Source organism: Christensenella sp. KGMB01412 (assembly GCF_055522415.1).
Genome location: NZ_JBVFVW010000004.1, coordinates 119459 through 134791, shown reverse-complemented (window position 1 = coordinate 134791; position 15333 = coordinate 119459). Strand labels below are relative to the sequence as shown.

Below are 15333 nucleotides of genomic sequence, written 5' to 3'. Positions count from 1 at the left end.
TTTTCTACCTGATCGTCGTCGTTTGGATAAAATCGATCAGCTGATCGTAGGGCAGGGTGTTTGTAATGAAGGTCATTTCCAACTGATCGTTGTACCCCACGGCGATTGCGCCTGCGTCGTCGTAGATACCGACAATATGGGTGTTGTCGTCTAACCAGGTGTCGATCGTCCCAAACTCATCGCCGGTCGCCGTGATGCTTCCGTTTTGCTGCATGAGTGTAAAATGATATACGTTTATGATCGTTACCTCGTTTGAATCTATGGTATAGTCCAATTCGATGTTATAGCCATAGTTTTCAATTTCCGAGACAGATATGTTATCCGGTTTGTAGCCTGTATTTTCAGCAAAAACGATCCCATATTGCTTCCTGACCGCCTCCGCGTCCGGGAAGTGCTGTACCTCTGCCGTTTCTCCCTGTGTGAAGGGTTGGCTGGTATCCGGGCCGTAATAGGTCGAAACCTCGCCGGTATTCCGATTAATACTCACGAAAAACTTGTATACATTGTCGGCAAACGCGCCTCCAAACGGCGTCATCAGAAACACAAACACGAGCGCGGCGCAGATAGGAACCGCCACCAGAGTCCTTGCCTTACGCTTCCGTTTCGCCCTGCGCCGCTCCTGTTCCTCGTAATCGTAGAACCACTGGGGGATAGGCGGGATGTCCTTTTCGTCGATCTGAAAGCCCGCATCTTCCTCCTGCTCGTTTTGCTCAAGGTCGAACAGCTCGGGATACTGCTTTATTTTTTTGTAAAAATCGCGTTTTTTCATGCCCTCTATCCCCCTTTGTTCAAATTCGGTCTTCTCTTACATACTCAATTCGCGACTAAATATTGTTCCATGAAGGCTACTGTAAGCTTTAACGCGATACGTGTAACCCTTTGAGACCGCTACAGTCGTTGCTGCTATGACACTTTTCTTCCCGCTTTTTGATACTGGAGAGCCATAATCATACCATACGCCGTTCACCTTCCTTTGGAGCTGACAGGTGACCGTAATGGATGACGAGTCGTTTGAGCTGGCCGTTGCTGACATCGCGATGGAGTAATTGCTGGCCATGCCAATATAACAATAAAAGCTGTTTGCCTTTGGTGAAGCAGCGGTTTCCTGTTGCACGGCTTCTGGATTGGGTGCCGGCGTTTCCGCGGCAAAGGCCGCCACCGGCATCAACAGGCACAGCGCCGCAGCGCATAAGAGAGAGATTAGTTTTTTCATTGTTTAGAGTCCTCCTTATTTATTGTAGTACTGTTATAACGAAACAAAAGCAGTCAAAGGGGGAATCCATCACAAATTTTTAATAATTTTCCGCAATTTTTTCATCCAATACCTCATCCTGTCCCTGCTTACGCCATTTTTCCTGCACACGACGCGGATTGGAACGCCGTCCAGAAAATGCTCCTGAAAGGATTTCCGCAAATCGAGGGGCATTTCTTTGATCAACTCTTCAACGGTGAGCCTGAAGAAAAGATCGTCTTCAAAATTTCTTTCGGGCGGATGGACGAGGTAATACATTTCCTCCCGGTCTTTATCCTTTTGACGTTTTTTGATAAAGGAAACAGCCTCGTTTTTAAAGACGGTGACAAGCCATGGCTTCAGGTCGTCTTCATTGGTAGGATAATTTTTCTCATAGAGCACTTTTGAGAACTTGAAGTACAGGATGTCTTCGGTATCTTCTTTGTTTCCGACGATCCTGAAAATGATACGGAAATAGAACCCGTAATACTTATAGAATACCTGAAATAAAATAACTGCACGATTCATAGTAGCCCCAATCAGAAACAAACCGTAGCCTGATGAAAATACCAAAATTACTCATTTCCAATTCTATCACAGTTTTCATTAAAAAAATATTATAATTTTACTCCTTTACCACATTCGGTTTCGTTATATAAGTGAAAGGATAAATATACGCTGTTTTGTGAGGGGGGATTTTTGCAATGAAGCGAACTGTTTTATGAAAAAAGTACGGCAGCCCGGCCGGGAAATAATTGTGAAGCGTCCATATTGGCTACGCTACTTGCTTTTATTCAGCCAAGGATACAAGGCAGGAAAGTAAAGTCATCACTATGATAAAATATTGAAACGCGAAAAATCAAAGCATAAGCTTGGTTTGTTAAAAAAAAATATACTGTAAAAGCATCTTTATGGCATCAGCCGGTAGGGATGTTTTTTGTATCACTGTTTGCCGGGCGCGCAGTCCTCCGGCAGCCTCCATTTTGAAGTTGTTTTATGCAAATGAAATGGAGGTTAAATGATGAAAATAATCAATCTGAGGAGATACTATCAACTGGATACAGACCTGTTTGTGGAGGTGGAAGACGAGGTTGCCGAATTGCTGGAGAAAAGCCTGAAGGCCGACAAAGCATACGACGCCCGCGTATCCTATCACAACGCATATTATTCGCTCGATGTTGGGGATGGAATTGAAGGGAAAGCAATCAAGCCTGTGGAATCTGCCGAGGAACTGTACCTGAAAGCGGTGGCGGTCAAAGAGCTGTTTGACGCAATCAATAAATTGCCTGAAAAACAGAGGATGCGCCTTTTCCGGTATTATATCGAAGGCATGGCGGAAACAGAACTGGCAAAAAAGGAAGGAGTGGTAATTCCGGCAATTTCAAAGTCCATTAAAAAAGGACGCAAGAACCTGAAAAAGCTGTTGAAGAAAGACTGACGGTAAAAAAATCTGATTTTAATGAAAAAAATTTGGAAAGGGGGTAAAAAAACGGGGCGTAGTTCTGGTGTATAATGGAGGACGTCTTGGAAAAAATCAGAGGGGAATAGCCGCCACCGGATAAAATTTGCGCCAGATCGATGCAAATGACGGCTATTCGGGCAGCCGCGTCCACAAGAAGGATGCGGCTGTCTTTTGATTCAGAAAAAGAATTACAGAACAAATAGGAGGGGATTTTATGGATTGGGAATACATGGTTGTCAAAAGGTATTATCGCGATGGGATTTACGAGGCCCGGATCATTGCGCGCAAGGATTTCAGCAGGGAGGATTTTCCGGAAAGTAAAAGTGAATACCGGCAGGAATTTTATCCATGTACCAATTTTTTAAAAGCCCTCAGGGCAATGAATTACACATTCAGTCTAAAGAAAAATACAAAGGAACCGAGCAAGAAATGAAGGGTACGGGCTGCGGCGCGTTATGGCCTCAACAAAAAAATACCATTCCACGCACATCGTGCGTAAAATGGTATTTGGCGGAGCAGAGAGGATTTGAACCTCCGGAACGCTATTAACGTTCACACGATTTCCAATCGTGCGCCTTAAGCCAGCTCAGCCACTGCTCCACGCTTTATACAGCGTTAATTATTTTACCATAAGTGTGGCGCCGTAACAAGCTTTTTTCCAATTTTTTATTTTGCTTTTTTAAAAAAGCTTTACCGCTCGCCTGACCTCTCGAGCTTGCCAATCTGTTCTTCCGATCCGATTACCACGAGTACGTCGTCTGACATGATGATATCGCCGGGCAATGGGCTTACATTGACGGAACCGGACGCGTTTTTGATCGCAATGATGTTGATCCCGTATTTTTTGCGGAAATCCACGTCGATCAGCGTCTGCCCCGCCCATGCGGGATGTACTTCCAGCTCGGCAATGCCGTAGTCCTCAGACAGCTCGATAAAATCAAGTATGTTGGAGGAAAGCAGGTTGTGGGCTACGCGGATACCCATGTCCCGCTCGGGGAACACCACCTTATCCACGCCCATTTTATACAGAACCTTTGCGTGAACCTCGCTTTGTGCCTTAACCAGCACAAGGTCAATGCCCTGATCTTTACAGATTAACGCCGCCATAATGCTGGACTGGATTTCCCCAAGGCATACGCAGGCCACGTCGAAGTTGCGGATGCCCAGCGACTTTAACGCCTGCTCGTCTGTTGCGTCTGCCTGCACGGCATGGGTGGCGTAGGAAAGCGCCTGATTGATCTTTTCTTCATTTGCATCGATCACGAGGACTTCCGCATCCTGATCTACCAGTGTTTTGGCAACGCTGGTACCAAAACGGCCCAGACCGATTACTACATACTGTTTTTTCATAACGATAACTCCATTTGCCGCCTTTTTGGTATACGGCGTACCATGATTCGCTTATCCAATCATTACCCTGTCTTCAGGGTAACGGATGCTGCATTGATCTTGATGGGACATACGCTTTGCCACCGCCATAGACATTGTAAACACACCAACCCTGCCGCCAAACATTGTAATCATCAGAAGAACCTGACTGAACGGCGAAAGCGAGGCCGTAATGCCTGTGGAAAGACCGACGGTTCCAAACGCGGATACTGTCTCGAATAAAATATCGGAAACGCTGACGTGCGACTGGTCTACGATAGAAATCAACGTGACCATCACACCTACAAATACCAGTGCAAGCGTTGCGATGGTAATCGCACGCATCATAACATCCTTGTTGATGCGCCGTTTCATGACAACAGTGTCCTGCTTGCCTGTGACAATCGTTGCGACAAGGAAAAGCAGCATAACGGCAGTTGTGGTTTTGATACCGCCGCCCGTACCGGACGGAGAAGCGCCAATAAACATCAGCGCAGTCGTCGCGATTTTCGAAGCGGGGGTAAGGTCTGCCTGCGGGATCGTTGCATAGCCCGCGGTACGCGGAGTGACGGACTGGAACATCGCGCCTAGCACCTTATCGCCTGCGCTCAGGCCTTCCGCTCCAAGCGTTTTCGGATTGTTGCTCTCCAAAGCAAGGAAGAACAAAAAGCCCGCGAGGACGAGCACTCCAGAGACGATCAATACAATTTTTGTATGAAGTTTCAGATGATATTTGCGGCCCAAAAGAGCCTTCCTGTAAAGCTCTACGACGACAAAGAAGCCGAGCCCGCCGACTGTAATGAGGGCCATAACCGTAATTGTAACAAGCGGATCGTATGCGTATGGCACAAGGCTGTTTCCCAGCCCAAATACATCGAAGCCCGCGTTACAGAAGGAAGAAATTGAATGGAAAATACTGTAATAAAGGCCCTGCCCAAATCCATACTCCGGAATAAAGCGGATGGAAAGCAGAAGGATACCCGCGACCTCGGTGAGCAGGGTTACAAGCAAAACGTTGCGCGTCATATGGACGACGCCCTGCAGGTTTGTTTCGTTGAGGGAGTCTTTGATCACCATGCGGTCTTTGAGCGTAATGCGCCGCCCAAGCAGCATATACACCATGGAGGTTGCGGTCATGAACCCGATGCCCCCAAGCTGGATCAGGATCAGCATCACGATTTGCCCAAACAGGGAGTAGGCCGTGCCGATTTCCACAACCGAAAGCCCCGTCACGCAAATTGCCGATGTGGAAGAAAAAAACGCAGGCAGGATTCCAATGGATTGCCCTGTGCTCGACGCAATCGGCAGACACAAAAGGATGCCGCCGATCACAATCATTCCGCCAAAACCAAATACCAATATTTCAGCAGGATTAAGCCGCCTTCTTTTTCTGATCACGCTCAAGTTTCCTGTGTCCCTTCATTCACATTTCTGCAAATTAACATACATTATACACTATACTCCCTTTCCCCAAAAAGTACAGACCTAAAAAATAAAAGTTTTCTAAAAAAAATTAATGAAAAATGGAATATTTTAAAATTTTAATGAATATATTTATATATAAGATATCGAAAGATGATAGAAAAGGAGAAATAACCATGGATAAAAATGCTATCGATGTTCTGGTAATCGATGACGATGGAACAATATCGCATTCTCTGGAATCCTACCTGGCAACACGGGAGGATATTGAGCACGTAGACTGTGCCGGTTCGGTGAGGGAAGCGATGGAATATTGCAACGTCCACCCCTATGATGTGGCGATTGTAGATCTTGTGATGCCTGGGCATGACGGTTTTAGTTTTTTGGAAAAACTGCACAACGAGCACATGCCAAAAATTCCTGATACGATTGTAGTGTCGGCAATCAGCAGCGAGGACGTTATCAAAAAAGCATTTGATATGGGTGCAAAGTACTATATGGTTAAGCCGTATCAAAACGACGTGCTTTACCGCAGGATATGGGATGTGCTGAGCCTGCGGGGCGCAACCCAGACAGCAGGAATTGTGATCAAAGGGAAGGTAAGCCTGGAACAGCGCGTTGCAGACCTGTTTTTAAAAATCGGCGTACCGCCGCATCTCAAAGGATACCAGTATTTGAAGGAAGCCGTGAAGATGACTGTGGAAGACAGGATGATTATATACAGTATTACAAAACGCCTGTATCCTGAAATTGCAGAGCATTTCCATGTAACGGCGACAAAGGTGGAACTGGCGATCCGGCACACCATTGAGGTCATGTACGACAGGGATAAAATGAAAAATGTAAGCGCTGTACTTGGGTTCCCGGTGGGCGGAAGCAAGCAAAAGCCGACAAACGGAGAATTTATTGCCCTGCTCGCGGATAAGCTGATCAGCGATGATGAAGCTTAGAATAAATATTCATGATTTCTGTTTCACAGGATTGTTTCACAAAATGTATAAATGTGGAAAACGTGGATAACATTGTGGAAAACCCGGTTACAAAACAGGGCGGCATTGCCCTTTTGTGCATGACTTTGTGGAAAACGTGGATAAAGGGATGAATAATGGGGATTTCTTAATGAATAATTGAGTTTCAGGGGCAGTTATTCTTTTAGAAAAAAATGTATAAAAAGTAATAAAAATACAATAATATTGGATATATATTCTTTTTTTAGCTTGCTGTGTCAGGATAGAAACCTGCGCGGCAAGCTATTTTTTATACTGTGCACTTGACAATAGTGTGCGGCGCACAGTATAATGCAAATATAGTGTACGACACACAGTATGTTAAATGGAGGCGGGCAAATGGATACGGCAGAAGAAATCCTGAACGGATTGCTACAGGAGCTGCGGCGGGGAACGATTGTAATGGGCGTACTAAGCCAGCTGGAAGAACCGCGATATGGCTATTCGTTGGTACAGCGGCTCAATGAAGCGGGGATGCCGACCGAAGCCGGCACCTTATATCCATTGCTGAGAAGGCTCGAAAAGCAGGGGCTTTTGAAAAGCGAATGGGAGACGGGCGGAGCAAAACCGCGAAAATATTATGTGATCACGCAAATGGGCGGCGAGGTTTATAAAAAGCTGCTCCTTCAATGGAAGGAATTGGCACAGACGATCGCACGGATGACGGACGGAGGGCAGGAAAATGAGTGAAATGACCATGCGGGAGATGATAGAGCGGTATGTGTACGACGTGGTACGCAGGTTGCCGCAGTCGCAGCGCGAAGACATCAGCAGGGAGCTGCGAACCCTGATTGACGACATGATGGAAGAACGTGCGGACAACGGAAGAACAGAGCAGGAAAATGCGGAGGAGGTTTTAAAGGAGCTTGGCTCGCCGTTTGCGCTCGCAGGAAAATACCGCGATTCCAAGAAATACCTGATAGGCCCTGCGTATTATGAGCAGTACTGGTTTGTTTTGAAGATCGTGCTGATTGCCGTGACAGTTGGGATGGTAATTGCCTCTATCGTTCAGGGCGCGGTATGGGCGGTTGAAGCGCCTTCAGCGCAGGATCAGGCACAGATGATCGGCATGATCGCGTCGGGGATTGGAAATGCGGTTGCAGGCGTGATGATGGGATTGATTCAGGGATTTGCATGGGTAACGCTCATTTTTGTGATTATCGAGCATTGCGCGCTCAAGGTAGATATTACGGGGGCGGTGAACAGCGCGTGGAAACCGCAGGATCTGAAAGACATGCCTGTACCAACTGAAAAAGCAGTCCTCAAAAAAGGGGAATCCATCGCGGGAATCATTTTCACGGTGGCGGTTATTATCCTGTTTAACTTTGTACCATTCCTGATGGGGATTTTTCTATCGGATAACGGAACGCTGCGCGTGATTCCCCTGTTTGACCTCGAAATACTCAAAACAGTGATGCCCCTGCTGAATGTCTGTTTCCTGCTGGGCATTGTGCGTGAGGTGATGCGCGTTATGGTTGGGCGGCATACCGTTATGCTGGGGGTTGCGACTGCGATCCTGAATGTGGCGGCGCTTGTTTTGTCGTGTATTGTCTTTTTCAATCCGGCGGTCTGGAATCAGAACCTGATACAGCAGGTTGCGGCCTTCGGGGCGTTTGCGGACTTCCCGGCGGCTCAGATAGGTGTGTTCTGGGGCTATTTTACAAGCTACTTTGGCTGTATTCTGATCTTTGCGTTTGTTCTGGACAGCGCGGTGTCGCTCTATAAAGGAATCCGGTACGGAAGATCGTAAATATCAAAAAAAGCGGCGCAATCTGCGCCGTTTTTTTGTAGCTGTAATCTGATTTAAAAAACAGACATCGCAATTTTTCTGTATGGAAAGCGTCAATCTTGAAAAATTGATGCTGCAAGGCAGCAAAAATCTTCCGGCGAAAGATCCTGCGCGCGTGTTTTAGGATCTATTTTACAGGAATCGAGCGCTAAAACCGCTTTTTGGTTCCCGCAGAATTCCTTTAAGTTGTTGAAGATCGTTTTCCGGCGCATGGCGAACGCCGCACGCACCACGGCTGCGTACTGTTCGCGCGGAAGGTCGAAGCAGGGGTGGGTAAGGTCCAGCCGCAAAATGGCGGAATCCACGTCCGGCGCAGGATAAAAGCAGTTACGGGAGACGGTGAACAGGAGCGCAGGCTGCGTATAATAGTTGCATGAAGCGGTAAGCGCACCGTAATCCGTATCGCCGGGACGTGCGCTGAGCCGCTCGGCGACTTCCTTCTGCACCATTGCTGTAATACTGAGCGCCGGCGCATCCGACTCGAGGACCTGCATCAATATTTTACTGGTGATATAGTAAGGCAAATTCCCGCATACGTGAAAAGGCTTCCCCTCAAATTGCTCACGGCAGATTTGGGAAAGGTCGCATTTCAGGATATCGCCTTCCAGCACGGTGACGTTGTCAAAACCCGCAAGCGTCTGCGCGTGTAAAGCGAGAAGGCCTTTATCGATCTCCACGGAAACGACTTTTTTGGCGCGGGCGGCAAGCGCCTGCGTAAGCGCGCCGAGCCCGGTGCCGATTTCAAGGACATAATCCTTATCCGTAAGGCCGATGCTGTCCGCAATTTTTTGAACGATATTTTCATCACACAGAAAATTCTGCCCAAATTTTTTCAATGGGGATAAATTGTTTTCTTTCAGTAGCTGCGATATCTCACGCGGGGAAGTGACCTTCATGGGCGTTTCTCCAAATAGCGTCGTGTGTACAAAAAACGGCGGGATTATCCCGCCGTCTCTCATGCGTCGTATCAAAAGGACTGTCCCTGCACGACTTTTACCGGACGGGGCGCAGCCTTGTGCGTTCTAACCTAAGATGTAAACCGTCAGGTTCTTGCGGCCCCATGCGTTGCACGCGTCGTCGTTGGGCTGGTCTCCAAGGTAAACGTCGATTACGTTTCCGCCCATACCGCCCGTATCCTCAACGATGCCTGTGCCAAAGCCCGGAATATAGACTCTTGTGCCCATTGGCAACGAGTTACACGCAATCGTAACGCCTGCGCGCGGATACGTCCCGGATGCAGTACGGTTTCCGCTGTTGCAGTACGAGCAATAAGCGGTCACCTGCATATTCCTTGCGGTCTTTCCGCCAAGATCAGGATCGCTGTTGCCTGAGCTGGAGCTGCCGCTGGAAGACGAACCCTTATTGGAAGAGCTGCTCTTTTTGCTTGAACTCGAGCTGCTTGAGGTGCTCTTTTTGGTCGTTTCCTTTTTCGGCTCCGGTTCGGGTTCTACGTAGGTGCCTACAGACATGATCTGGTCTACAGGTTCCTTGATTACATCCCTTGAAACGTCGTCCTCAGAAATCAGCACGCCGTTTTTAAACAACTGCTTATAGGTAATTTGCAGGGTGCCTTCCTGGCCTTCCTGCACGATCTGCGTTTTTCCTTTCGCAAGCTTTGAATCCTCCTGCGTTTTGTTTTCAAACGCAATCGGCTGCTCCTCCGTACGCGTACCGGTCGTCACAATGATGTGGTCGATCGTCATACCGGGCGAGATAAAGGAATCGGCAGAGGGATAAACCTCGTCGTCCGGACCGGGCACAACGCCGGCTTTATCAAGCGCCTCCTGCACGGTACCTGCAAGCATGCTAACCACAATTTCCTGGCCGTTGCTCCTCACGGTGAGGGGCATCGCACGGCGGATAATGATCTCCTGGTCTTCGGAAATCGGATCGGAAAGCTCGGCTTCGAGCACGTCGTCTGCTCCAAGCTCAACATTATTATCTTCTAAAAACTCACCCACAGTACGCGCGGAAGTGGACGCCGATAAAATGCGCCCATTGTCGTTGAGGGTAATTTGTGTCGTTGGTTTTGCAAATGTGGTTGGAATCGCAATCGCAGAAACAAGAGCGACCGCGATGCACGCAAGTGCGGTTGTGCGGAAAAAATTATCCTTAAAAAAGCCGCCTTTTCTGGAAGAACGGTTGCCGCCGTCAGACGGAAGGATCACCTTGCCGGTTCTTCCGTTTGAAGAGGAAAGGGATTCCGCCGGAATGCCCTTCCGGCGCGACTTTACACTGCTGTTTTTTGGACGCCCAACATGAAACAGGCTGATAGAGGAAAACAGGGACTCCAGCTTGCTCCTGTTCCTGCGGCGCCTTCTTCCGGCCCGCGTGGGCACGGGAAGCTCGTCTTCCGTGCTGGAATATTTTTTTGCGGTATAGAGAATGTCCTGATACTTCGTATCCGGATGAAGCGTTACATCCTTTTTCTTTTTACCGATTGGCATATGTATCTAACCTCCAAAAATTTCATGACCTGTCATGAAAGTATACGTATTATATCCCAAAATGGAGGAAAAGTCAATTTTCCAGCCTGTTTTATACCGGGAAATGGGGGATGAAACGCCTGAAAAGCCGCAAAAAATGAGGGTTTTAAAATTATAAATAAATTGTGACGGTTTTGCAATTTTTTTGAAATAATAGTATAATCATGATAATTATTGCAGCAGCTCAAATAGTTATGCAGGCAACAATAAATCTGAATTGAAGGTATCTATGAAAAAAAGAGTTCTTACCTATATAATAGTAGCAATTTTTATTCTGACTTTGGGCGCTTCGTTGCTGACGGGCTGCTCGTCCATCACGGAAAGCGCGGAGAGCGTTGCAAATTCCTTTGTGAATAAGCTTGTTGCAAAGGATTATTCCGGGGCGTTTGACTATGTGTATGTATTGACGTCGGACGTTAAGACGCGCGACCAGTTTACGGCCCGCTTCAATAATATCTATGAAGCGCTTGAGTTTACAGACGTAAAGCTTATTGGCCGCCAGGTGGTGGAAAAACAGTCCGAAACGGATTACACGCTCGCCTATACGCTACAGTTTTCCAGCGATCTTTTGGGCGACGTCACTTATGACTATACTGCGGATATCGTATCCGGCCCGCAGGGATATTCGATCCTGTATACGCCGAGCCTGATCCTTCCCACGCTCGAGGAGGGAGATAAGGTTCGTACCGCTTCGCAGACCGGGGCGCGCGGAGAGATCTTTTCCGCGGACGGCGCGGTGCTGGCAAAAAACGATTATGCACAGAGCGTTTACCTTGATCTGGAAAAAAATCCTGATATTGAAGAGGTGAAAAGCTTCCTGACCGCAAATTTTTCAGCGGATGCGGAAAAAATCCAGAAGAAATACGATAATGCCGTAGAAAAAGGTTATCCACTGGAAGTGTTGCTCACCTATCCCAAAAACACATTGACCGACGAGCAGAAGCAGGCGATATCAGAGGTTAACGGACTTGGGGTTGACGAGGAAAGGCTTTCGCCAATCCGCTATTATCCTTATAAGGACGACGCGGCGCATATCATTGGATATATGGGATCGCCCTCGGAGGAACAGCTCGAACAGGACGATACGATCACAGAAAATTCCAGCGTGGGAAAGGCCGGTCTGGAGCAGCAGCTGGAGCAAACCCTGCGCGGCAAAGACGGGCGTATCATTTATATCGAGGACGAGAAGGGCAATCAAAAGGAAATATTGTACGAGGACAGCAAGACGGACGGAACGAACGTGCAGCTGAGCATCGATTCCAGAACGCAGCAGAAGGCGTATACGCTGATGGCGGCAAATCTCAAGGACGACGAAGGCGGCGCGGTCATTGTCATGGATTACGCGACCGGCGCTGTGGAATCCATGGTGTCGTATCCGTCCTTTGACAATAATTTGTTTAACTTTCCCCTCGATCCTGCCGTATGGGATTATTACAGCAATGAAGACAGCGGGAATCCGCTTTTAAACCGCGCGACACAATCGACATTTATGCCGGGTTCGGCTTTCAAGCCGTTTTCTTCTGTGCCCGCGATCAATGCCGGGGTACTGAACGCGGATTCCGTGCCGCCGATCAAAAAAACACCGCCGCATTCCGAGGGGAATGAAACCGGCTCCTATAGCTGGACGCCGGACATCGAAGGCTGGCATTCCGGAGCGATTTATTCAAAGGATGTGGCAAAATCCCCGGGGACTTACGAAATGGCGATGAAGTCTTCGGATAACATTTACTTTGCGTATTATGCGCTGCAAACAACGCTTGAGCCGTTTAAGTCCTATCTTGAGAGCATTGGCATCGGTGGAGAACCGCCGGCGTTTGACCTTCCGGTCAAAGCGTCAAGCATGGTCAGCGGTGATGAGGAGAGCATAGACTGGCTCGACTGGCTCGCGCGTACAGGCTATGGAACAGGGCAGCTTGTAATCAGCCCGCTCCAGCTTGCAACGATGTATACGGCACTGGAAAACAACGGCAATATGGTAAATCCGACGCTTGTAAGCCGAACCTTTACAATCGATGAAAATGAAAATGAGACGACAGTGGAGGAGAAGCAGGTCAGTTATTACAAGGAAAACACGATGAGCCAAAATGTCATCGATATTGAAAAGCCCGCACTTCGGCGCGTTATGGTCGACGGTACAGGCTATAACGCATTATTGGGTAACAAGTTTAATATATATGGAAAAACCGGAACGGCGCAGGTTGGTGAAAACAGCCTGAAGCGTGAAGTGAACTGGGTAATTGCGCTCAACGAGGACGATGGAAAGCTGTACCTTGTAGTTGTGGAAACCGCAGTCAACGAAGGGAATGTGCCCAAGCTTGCAATCCTTCGCGGGCTGGTGGACGAAGAAAGCTATGACGCCGCTCTGCAGACGGTAACACCGGGGCCGACTTCCGGCAGCGGCGATGACTCCGGCACGCAGGATGATGATACTACCGGCGGAGATGCAGGAGATTCCGGTACGCAGGGCGAGTGAGGAAATGATGAAGACGAATAAGCTGGATCGGATCGTGAAGATCATACTGGGCATTCTTTTGCTGGCAGTTGGGTGCCTGATGCTCGCCGCACCGGTTATTACGGTGGTTGTGGCAGTCAGGGTAGCGGCGGTAGCGCTGGTGGCCGCTGGAGCATTGCAGCTTGTCTTTCGCTTTTTGGGAAGTTCGCGAAAGGCCTTTCTGTCGATTGACGCGCTGATTGCAATCGTGAATATCCTGCTTGGAATTTTGATTTTGGTATTTGATAAAGCGATTGTGCTTTTCCTGCCGGTACTTGTGGCAATCTGGCTGGTGCTTTTGGGCGTGATGCGCATTATGGAAGGCGCCGACGCAAAAAAGAATGCAAAGCAGGGATGGAAAAGAAACGTTGGAATCGGCGTAATTTCCATCATTGGCGGCGTTCTTCTGGTGGTGTTGCAGTGGATTATCGCGATGAATACGATCGGCATACTGATCGCAGTATTTTCCATCATTTACGGGCTGGTTATTTTAAGCGATATGTTCGTTGCAAACAGGAGGCCCCTCACCGATGAAGAGATTGCCGCGGAGGAAAACGCGGATTTTTACCGTTTCGAGGAAAAACTCCACGAGGATGATAAAAAGGACGGCGAATAAACGGCGGGAAGAGGGTTTTGCCTTTATATTACAAAAAACGCGGATGACATCATCCGCGTTTTTGATTACCATTTTTTATTCTTTTTATAGGACTTTGCAAACATCATGAATACAATAAATTGTGCGGCACATGCCGCGATTGCAAAGATACGAAAGCCCCACTTGGTACCTTCCGGCATATCCGGCGCCTTCACTGTGAAGAACAACAGCGAAATCGCGGTGACAAGGACAATACTGGTGATGATGAGGATAATACCCCATTTTTTATCTGTCATAAGCGATACCCGGTCTACAGCACGCGAACTTTGATCACGCCTTCAATTTGAGACAGCTCCGCGATCGCGTCGGCGGAAATTTCATGGTCAAGGTTCATAACAGTGTAAGCGATATCCCCGCGTGATTTATTTGCCATGTCCGCAATATTAAGCTCGTAGCTTGCAATTTTATTGGTAATCTGCCCTACCATATTCGGCGAATTTTTATGCAGGATGGTCAGGCGCACCGTATCGGACGGCGGGATAATACATTCCGGCATATTAACGGAATTGACAATCGATCCTGTCTCGATAAAATCACGCAGTTGCTGTGCAGCCATAACCGCGCAGTTTTCCTCACTTTCGGGTGTAGACGCTCCAAGGTGCGGGATCGCCAGCACGTTCGGATGGCAAAGCGTATCCGCATCCGGGAAATCGGTCACATATTTTTTAACCTTTCCGCTTTCGATTGCGTCAAACAGGGAAGTTGTTTTGACGAGCCCGCCGCGCGCAAAATTGAGGATGATCACGCCGTCCTTCATTTTAGAGAACTCGGGCGTGCTCAAAAATCCTTTGGTCTTATCATTTTGCGGAATATGCAGTGTAATGAAATCGGATTTTTCCAAAAGCTCATCAAGCTTTTCAGCCTTATGCGTATACATGGAAATCGTCCATGCTTTATCTACGGAAAGGAACGGATCGTAGCCGATTACATTCATGCCAATCGCAGAAGCGGCGTTGGCAACCATGATGCCGATGGCCCCAAGGCCGATGACGCCAAGCGTCTTGCCCTTGAGCTCGCCGCCGACGAACTGCCCTTTGCCCTTTTCCACAAGCTTCGGAACCTCGTCTCCCTGTCCGCTGAGCGTTTTTACCCAGTCGTATGCCTCAGGAAGGTTGCGCGACGCGGCGATCATGCAGCCAAGCACAAGCTCCTTTACCCCGTTGGCGTTTGCGCCCGGCGTATTAAATACAACGATGCCCTGATCGGTGCATTTATCGATCGGGATATTGTTGGTGCCTGCTCCCGCGCGTGCAATCGCGAGGACGTCTTCCGTAAATTCCATGCCGTGGCAATCTGCGCTGCGTACAATGAACGCGTCGCTCTCACTATCCTCCAAATGGGAAGATACGTTGTATTTTTCCTTGGGGAGGAAGTCATAGATCACAGGCGATATTTTATTCAGCTTTTTAATATTAACCATAA

General features: G+C 48.2%; 17 protein-coding genes and 1 tRNA gene. 8 read left to right on the top strand and 10 right to left on the bottom strand.

Annotated features, from left to right (window positions below):
• Positions 1-4 precede the first annotated feature (4 nt).
• The 3 genes from ACS5WU_RS08200 to ACS5WU_RS08190 all read right to left on the bottom strand — a co-directional run bounded on the left by ACS5WU_RS08200 (position 5) and on the right by ACS5WU_RS08190 (position 1759).
• Positions 5-769 carry a hypothetical protein gene (locus ACS5WU_RS08200; RefSeq protein WP_059109420.1) on the bottom strand — a complete coding sequence of 255 codons (765 nt, stop codon included), beginning with the start codon at positions 767-769 and terminating at the stop codon, positions 5-7.
• Positions 770-805: 36 nt separating this feature from the next.
• Complete coding sequence (locus ACS5WU_RS08195; RefSeq protein WP_059109421.1) at positions 806-1213, bottom strand: hypothetical protein; 408 nt, start codon at positions 1211-1213, stop codon at positions 806-808.
• A gap of 69 nt (positions 1214-1282) precedes the next feature.
• Positions 1283-1759, bottom strand: a complete 477-nt coding sequence (locus ACS5WU_RS08190) for a sigma-70 family RNA polymerase sigma factor (RefSeq protein WP_046443294.1) — start codon at positions 1757-1759, stop codon at positions 1283-1285.
• Between the two features lie 493 nt (positions 1760-2252).
• Between ACS5WU_RS08190 and ACS5WU_RS08185 the strand changes: the two genes are divergently transcribed.
• Together ACS5WU_RS08185 and ACS5WU_RS08180 are read left to right on the top strand one after the other, a co-directional pair.
• Positions 2253-2669: a sigma factor-like helix-turn-helix DNA-binding protein gene (locus ACS5WU_RS08185; RefSeq protein ID WP_046443293.1), complete on the top strand. Its 417-nt coding sequence runs from the start codon at positions 2253-2255 to the stop codon at positions 2667-2669.
• Positions 2670-2907: 238 nt separating this feature from the next.
• The gene (locus tag ACS5WU_RS08180; RefSeq protein WP_046443292.1) at positions 2908-3126 is read left to right on the top strand and encodes a hypothetical protein; all 219 of its coding nucleotides are present in this window, start codon (positions 2908-2910) and stop codon (positions 3124-3126) included.
• Between the two features lie 75 nt (positions 3127-3201).
• Here the strand turns inward: ACS5WU_RS08180 and ACS5WU_RS08175 are convergent.
• From ACS5WU_RS08175 to ACS5WU_RS08165, 3 genes are all read right to left on the bottom strand, one after another.
• A tRNA-Ser gene (locus ACS5WU_RS08175) sits at positions 3202-3293 on the bottom strand.
• A 90-nt stretch (positions 3294-3383) separates the two neighbouring features.
• Entirely contained in the window at positions 3384-4043 is a 660-nt protein-coding gene (locus tag ACS5WU_RS08170; RefSeq protein ID WP_046443291.1) for a potassium channel family protein, read from the bottom strand.
• A gap of 51 nt (positions 4044-4094) precedes the next feature.
• Positions 4095-5459, bottom strand: coding sequence for a TrkH family potassium uptake protein (locus tag ACS5WU_RS08165; RefSeq protein ID WP_302760326.1), 1365 nt, complete (start codon positions 5457-5459; stop codon positions 4095-4097).
• A 200-nt stretch (positions 5460-5659) separates the two neighbouring features.
• Here ACS5WU_RS08165 and spo0A point away from each other — a divergent pair, with 200 nt between their 5' ends.
• The 3 genes from spo0A (at position 5660) to ACS5WU_RS08150 (ending at position 8240) form a co-directional block, all read left to right on the top strand.
• Positions 5660-6433 (top strand): sporulation transcription factor Spo0A, encoded by a 774-nt coding sequence (gene spo0A, locus ACS5WU_RS08160; protein ID WP_046443289.1) that lies wholly within the window; start codon positions 5660-5662, stop codon positions 6431-6433.
• A gap of 396 nt (positions 6434-6829) precedes the next feature.
• Positions 6830-7180 (top strand): PadR family transcriptional regulator, encoded by a 351-nt coding sequence (locus ACS5WU_RS08155; RefSeq protein ID WP_046443288.1) that lies wholly within the window; start codon positions 6830-6832, stop codon positions 7178-7180.
• Complete coding sequence (locus tag ACS5WU_RS08150) at positions 7173-8240, top strand: HAAS signaling domain-containing protein (RefSeq protein ID WP_302760325.1); 1068 nt, start codon at positions 7173-7175, stop codon at positions 8238-8240. Before ACS5WU_RS08155 ends, ACS5WU_RS08150 begins: the two co-directional genes overlap by 8 nt.
• Before the next feature lie 92 nt (positions 8241-8332).
• Here ACS5WU_RS08150 and rsmA read toward each other — a convergent pair whose 3' ends face one another.
• A complete protein-coding gene (rsmA, locus tag ACS5WU_RS08145; protein ID WP_302760324.1) occupies positions 8333-9175 on the bottom strand; it encodes a 16S rRNA (adenine(1518)-N(6)/adenine(1519)-N(6))-dimethyltransferase RsmA in 843 nt (280 codons plus the stop codon).
• Between the two features lie 126 nt (positions 9176-9301).
• The gene (locus ACS5WU_RS08140; protein WP_302760323.1) at positions 9302-10726 is read right to left on the bottom strand and encodes a 3D domain-containing protein; all 1425 of its coding nucleotides are present in this window, start codon (positions 10724-10726) and stop codon (positions 9302-9304) included.
• A gap of 34 nt (positions 10727-10760) precedes the next feature.
• Between ACS5WU_RS08140 and ACS5WU_RS08135 the strand changes: the two genes are divergently transcribed.
• The 3 genes from ACS5WU_RS08135 to ACS5WU_RS08125 all read left to right on the top strand — a co-directional run bounded on the left by ACS5WU_RS08135 (position 10761) and on the right by ACS5WU_RS08125 (position 13872).
• Positions 10761-10883 carry a hypothetical protein gene (locus tag ACS5WU_RS08135; protein WP_465089085.1) on the top strand — a complete coding sequence of 41 codons (123 nt, stop codon included), beginning with the start codon at positions 10761-10763 and terminating at the stop codon, positions 10881-10883.
• 111 nt (positions 10884-10994) lie between these two features.
• Positions 10995-13238 carry a penicillin-binding transpeptidase domain-containing protein gene (locus tag ACS5WU_RS08130; protein ID WP_302760322.1) on the top strand — a complete coding sequence of 748 codons (2244 nt, stop codon included), beginning with the start codon at positions 10995-10997 and terminating at the stop codon, positions 13236-13238.
• Positions 13186-13872: a DUF308 domain-containing protein gene (locus ACS5WU_RS08125; protein ID WP_302760321.1), complete on the top strand. Its 687-nt coding sequence runs from the start codon at positions 13186-13188 to the stop codon at positions 13870-13872. Before ACS5WU_RS08130 ends, ACS5WU_RS08125 begins: the two co-directional genes overlap by 53 nt.
• Before the next feature lie 65 nt (positions 13873-13937).
• On the opposite strand, the gene ACS5WU_RS08120 is transcribed toward ACS5WU_RS08125, so the two are convergent.
• Positions 13938-14147 (bottom strand): hypothetical protein, encoded by a 210-nt coding sequence (locus ACS5WU_RS08120; RefSeq protein WP_046443283.1) that lies wholly within the window; start codon positions 14145-14147, stop codon positions 13938-13940.
• Between the two features lie 14 nt (positions 14148-14161).
• Positions 14162-15331: a phosphoglycerate dehydrogenase gene (locus ACS5WU_RS08115; RefSeq protein ID WP_046443282.1), complete on the bottom strand. Its 1170-nt coding sequence runs from the start codon at positions 15329-15331 to the stop codon at positions 14162-14164.
• Positions 15332-15333: the final 2 nt, after the last annotated feature.

What these genes read in the sequence shown, in the direction of transcription:
- spo0A (WP_046443289.1), top strand. Translation starts at nt 5,660, where the DNA reads ATGGATAAAAATGCTATCGATGTTCTGGTAATCGATGACGATGGAACA.
- ACS5WU_RS08150 (WP_302760325.1), top strand. Translation starts at nt 7,173, where the DNA reads ATGAGTGAAATGACCATGCGGGAGATGATAGAGCGGTATGTGTACGAC.
- ACS5WU_RS08155 (WP_046443288.1), top strand. Translation starts at nt 6,830, where the DNA reads ATGGATACGGCAGAAGAAATCCTGAACGGATTGCTACAGGAGCTGCGG.
- ACS5WU_RS08125 (WP_302760321.1), top strand. Translation starts at nt 13,186, where the DNA reads ATGATGATACTACCGGCGGAGATGCAGGAGATTCCGGTACGCAGGGCG.
- ACS5WU_RS08140 (WP_302760323.1), bottom strand. Translation starts at nt 10,726, where the DNA reads ATGCCAATCGGTAAAAAGAAAAAGGATGTAACGCTTCATCCGGATACG.
- ACS5WU_RS08115 (WP_046443282.1), bottom strand. Translation starts at nt 15,331, where the DNA reads ATGGTTAATATTAAAAAGCTGAATAAAATATCGCCTGTGATCTATGAC.
- ACS5WU_RS08130 (WP_302760322.1), top strand. Translation starts at nt 10,995, where the DNA reads ATGAAAAAAAGAGTTCTTACCTATATAATAGTAGCAATTTTTATTCTG.
- ACS5WU_RS08120 (WP_046443283.1), bottom strand. Translation starts at nt 14,147, where the DNA reads ATGACAGATAAAAAATGGGGTATTATCCTCATCATCACCAGTATTGTC.
- rsmA (WP_302760324.1), bottom strand. Translation starts at nt 9,175, where the DNA reads ATGAAGGTCACTTCCCCGCGTGAGATATCGCAGCTACTGAAAGAAAAC.
- ACS5WU_RS08190 (WP_046443294.1), bottom strand. Translation starts at nt 1,759, where the DNA reads ATGAATCGTGCAGTTATTTTATTTCAGGTATTCTATAAGTATTACGGG.
- ACS5WU_RS08185 (WP_046443293.1), top strand. Translation starts at nt 2,253, where the DNA reads ATGAAAATAATCAATCTGAGGAGATACTATCAACTGGATACAGACCTG.
- ACS5WU_RS08170 (WP_046443291.1), bottom strand. Translation starts at nt 4,043, where the DNA reads ATGAAAAAACAGTATGTAGTAATCGGTCTGGGCCGTTTTGGTACCAGC.
- ACS5WU_RS08195 (WP_059109421.1), bottom strand. Translation starts at nt 1,213, where the DNA reads ATGAAAAAACTAATCTCTCTCTTATGCGCTGCGGCGCTGTGCCTGTTG.
- ACS5WU_RS08200 (WP_059109420.1), bottom strand. Translation starts at nt 769, where the DNA reads ATGAAAAAACGCGATTTTTACAAAAAAATAAAGCAGTATCCCGAGCTG.
- ACS5WU_RS08135 (WP_465089085.1), top strand. Translation starts at nt 10,761, where the DNA reads ATGAAAGTATACGTATTATATCCCAAAATGGAGGAAAAGTCAATTTTC.
- ACS5WU_RS08180 (WP_046443292.1), top strand. Translation starts at nt 2,908, where the DNA reads ATGGATTGGGAATACATGGTTGTCAAAAGGTATTATCGCGATGGGATT.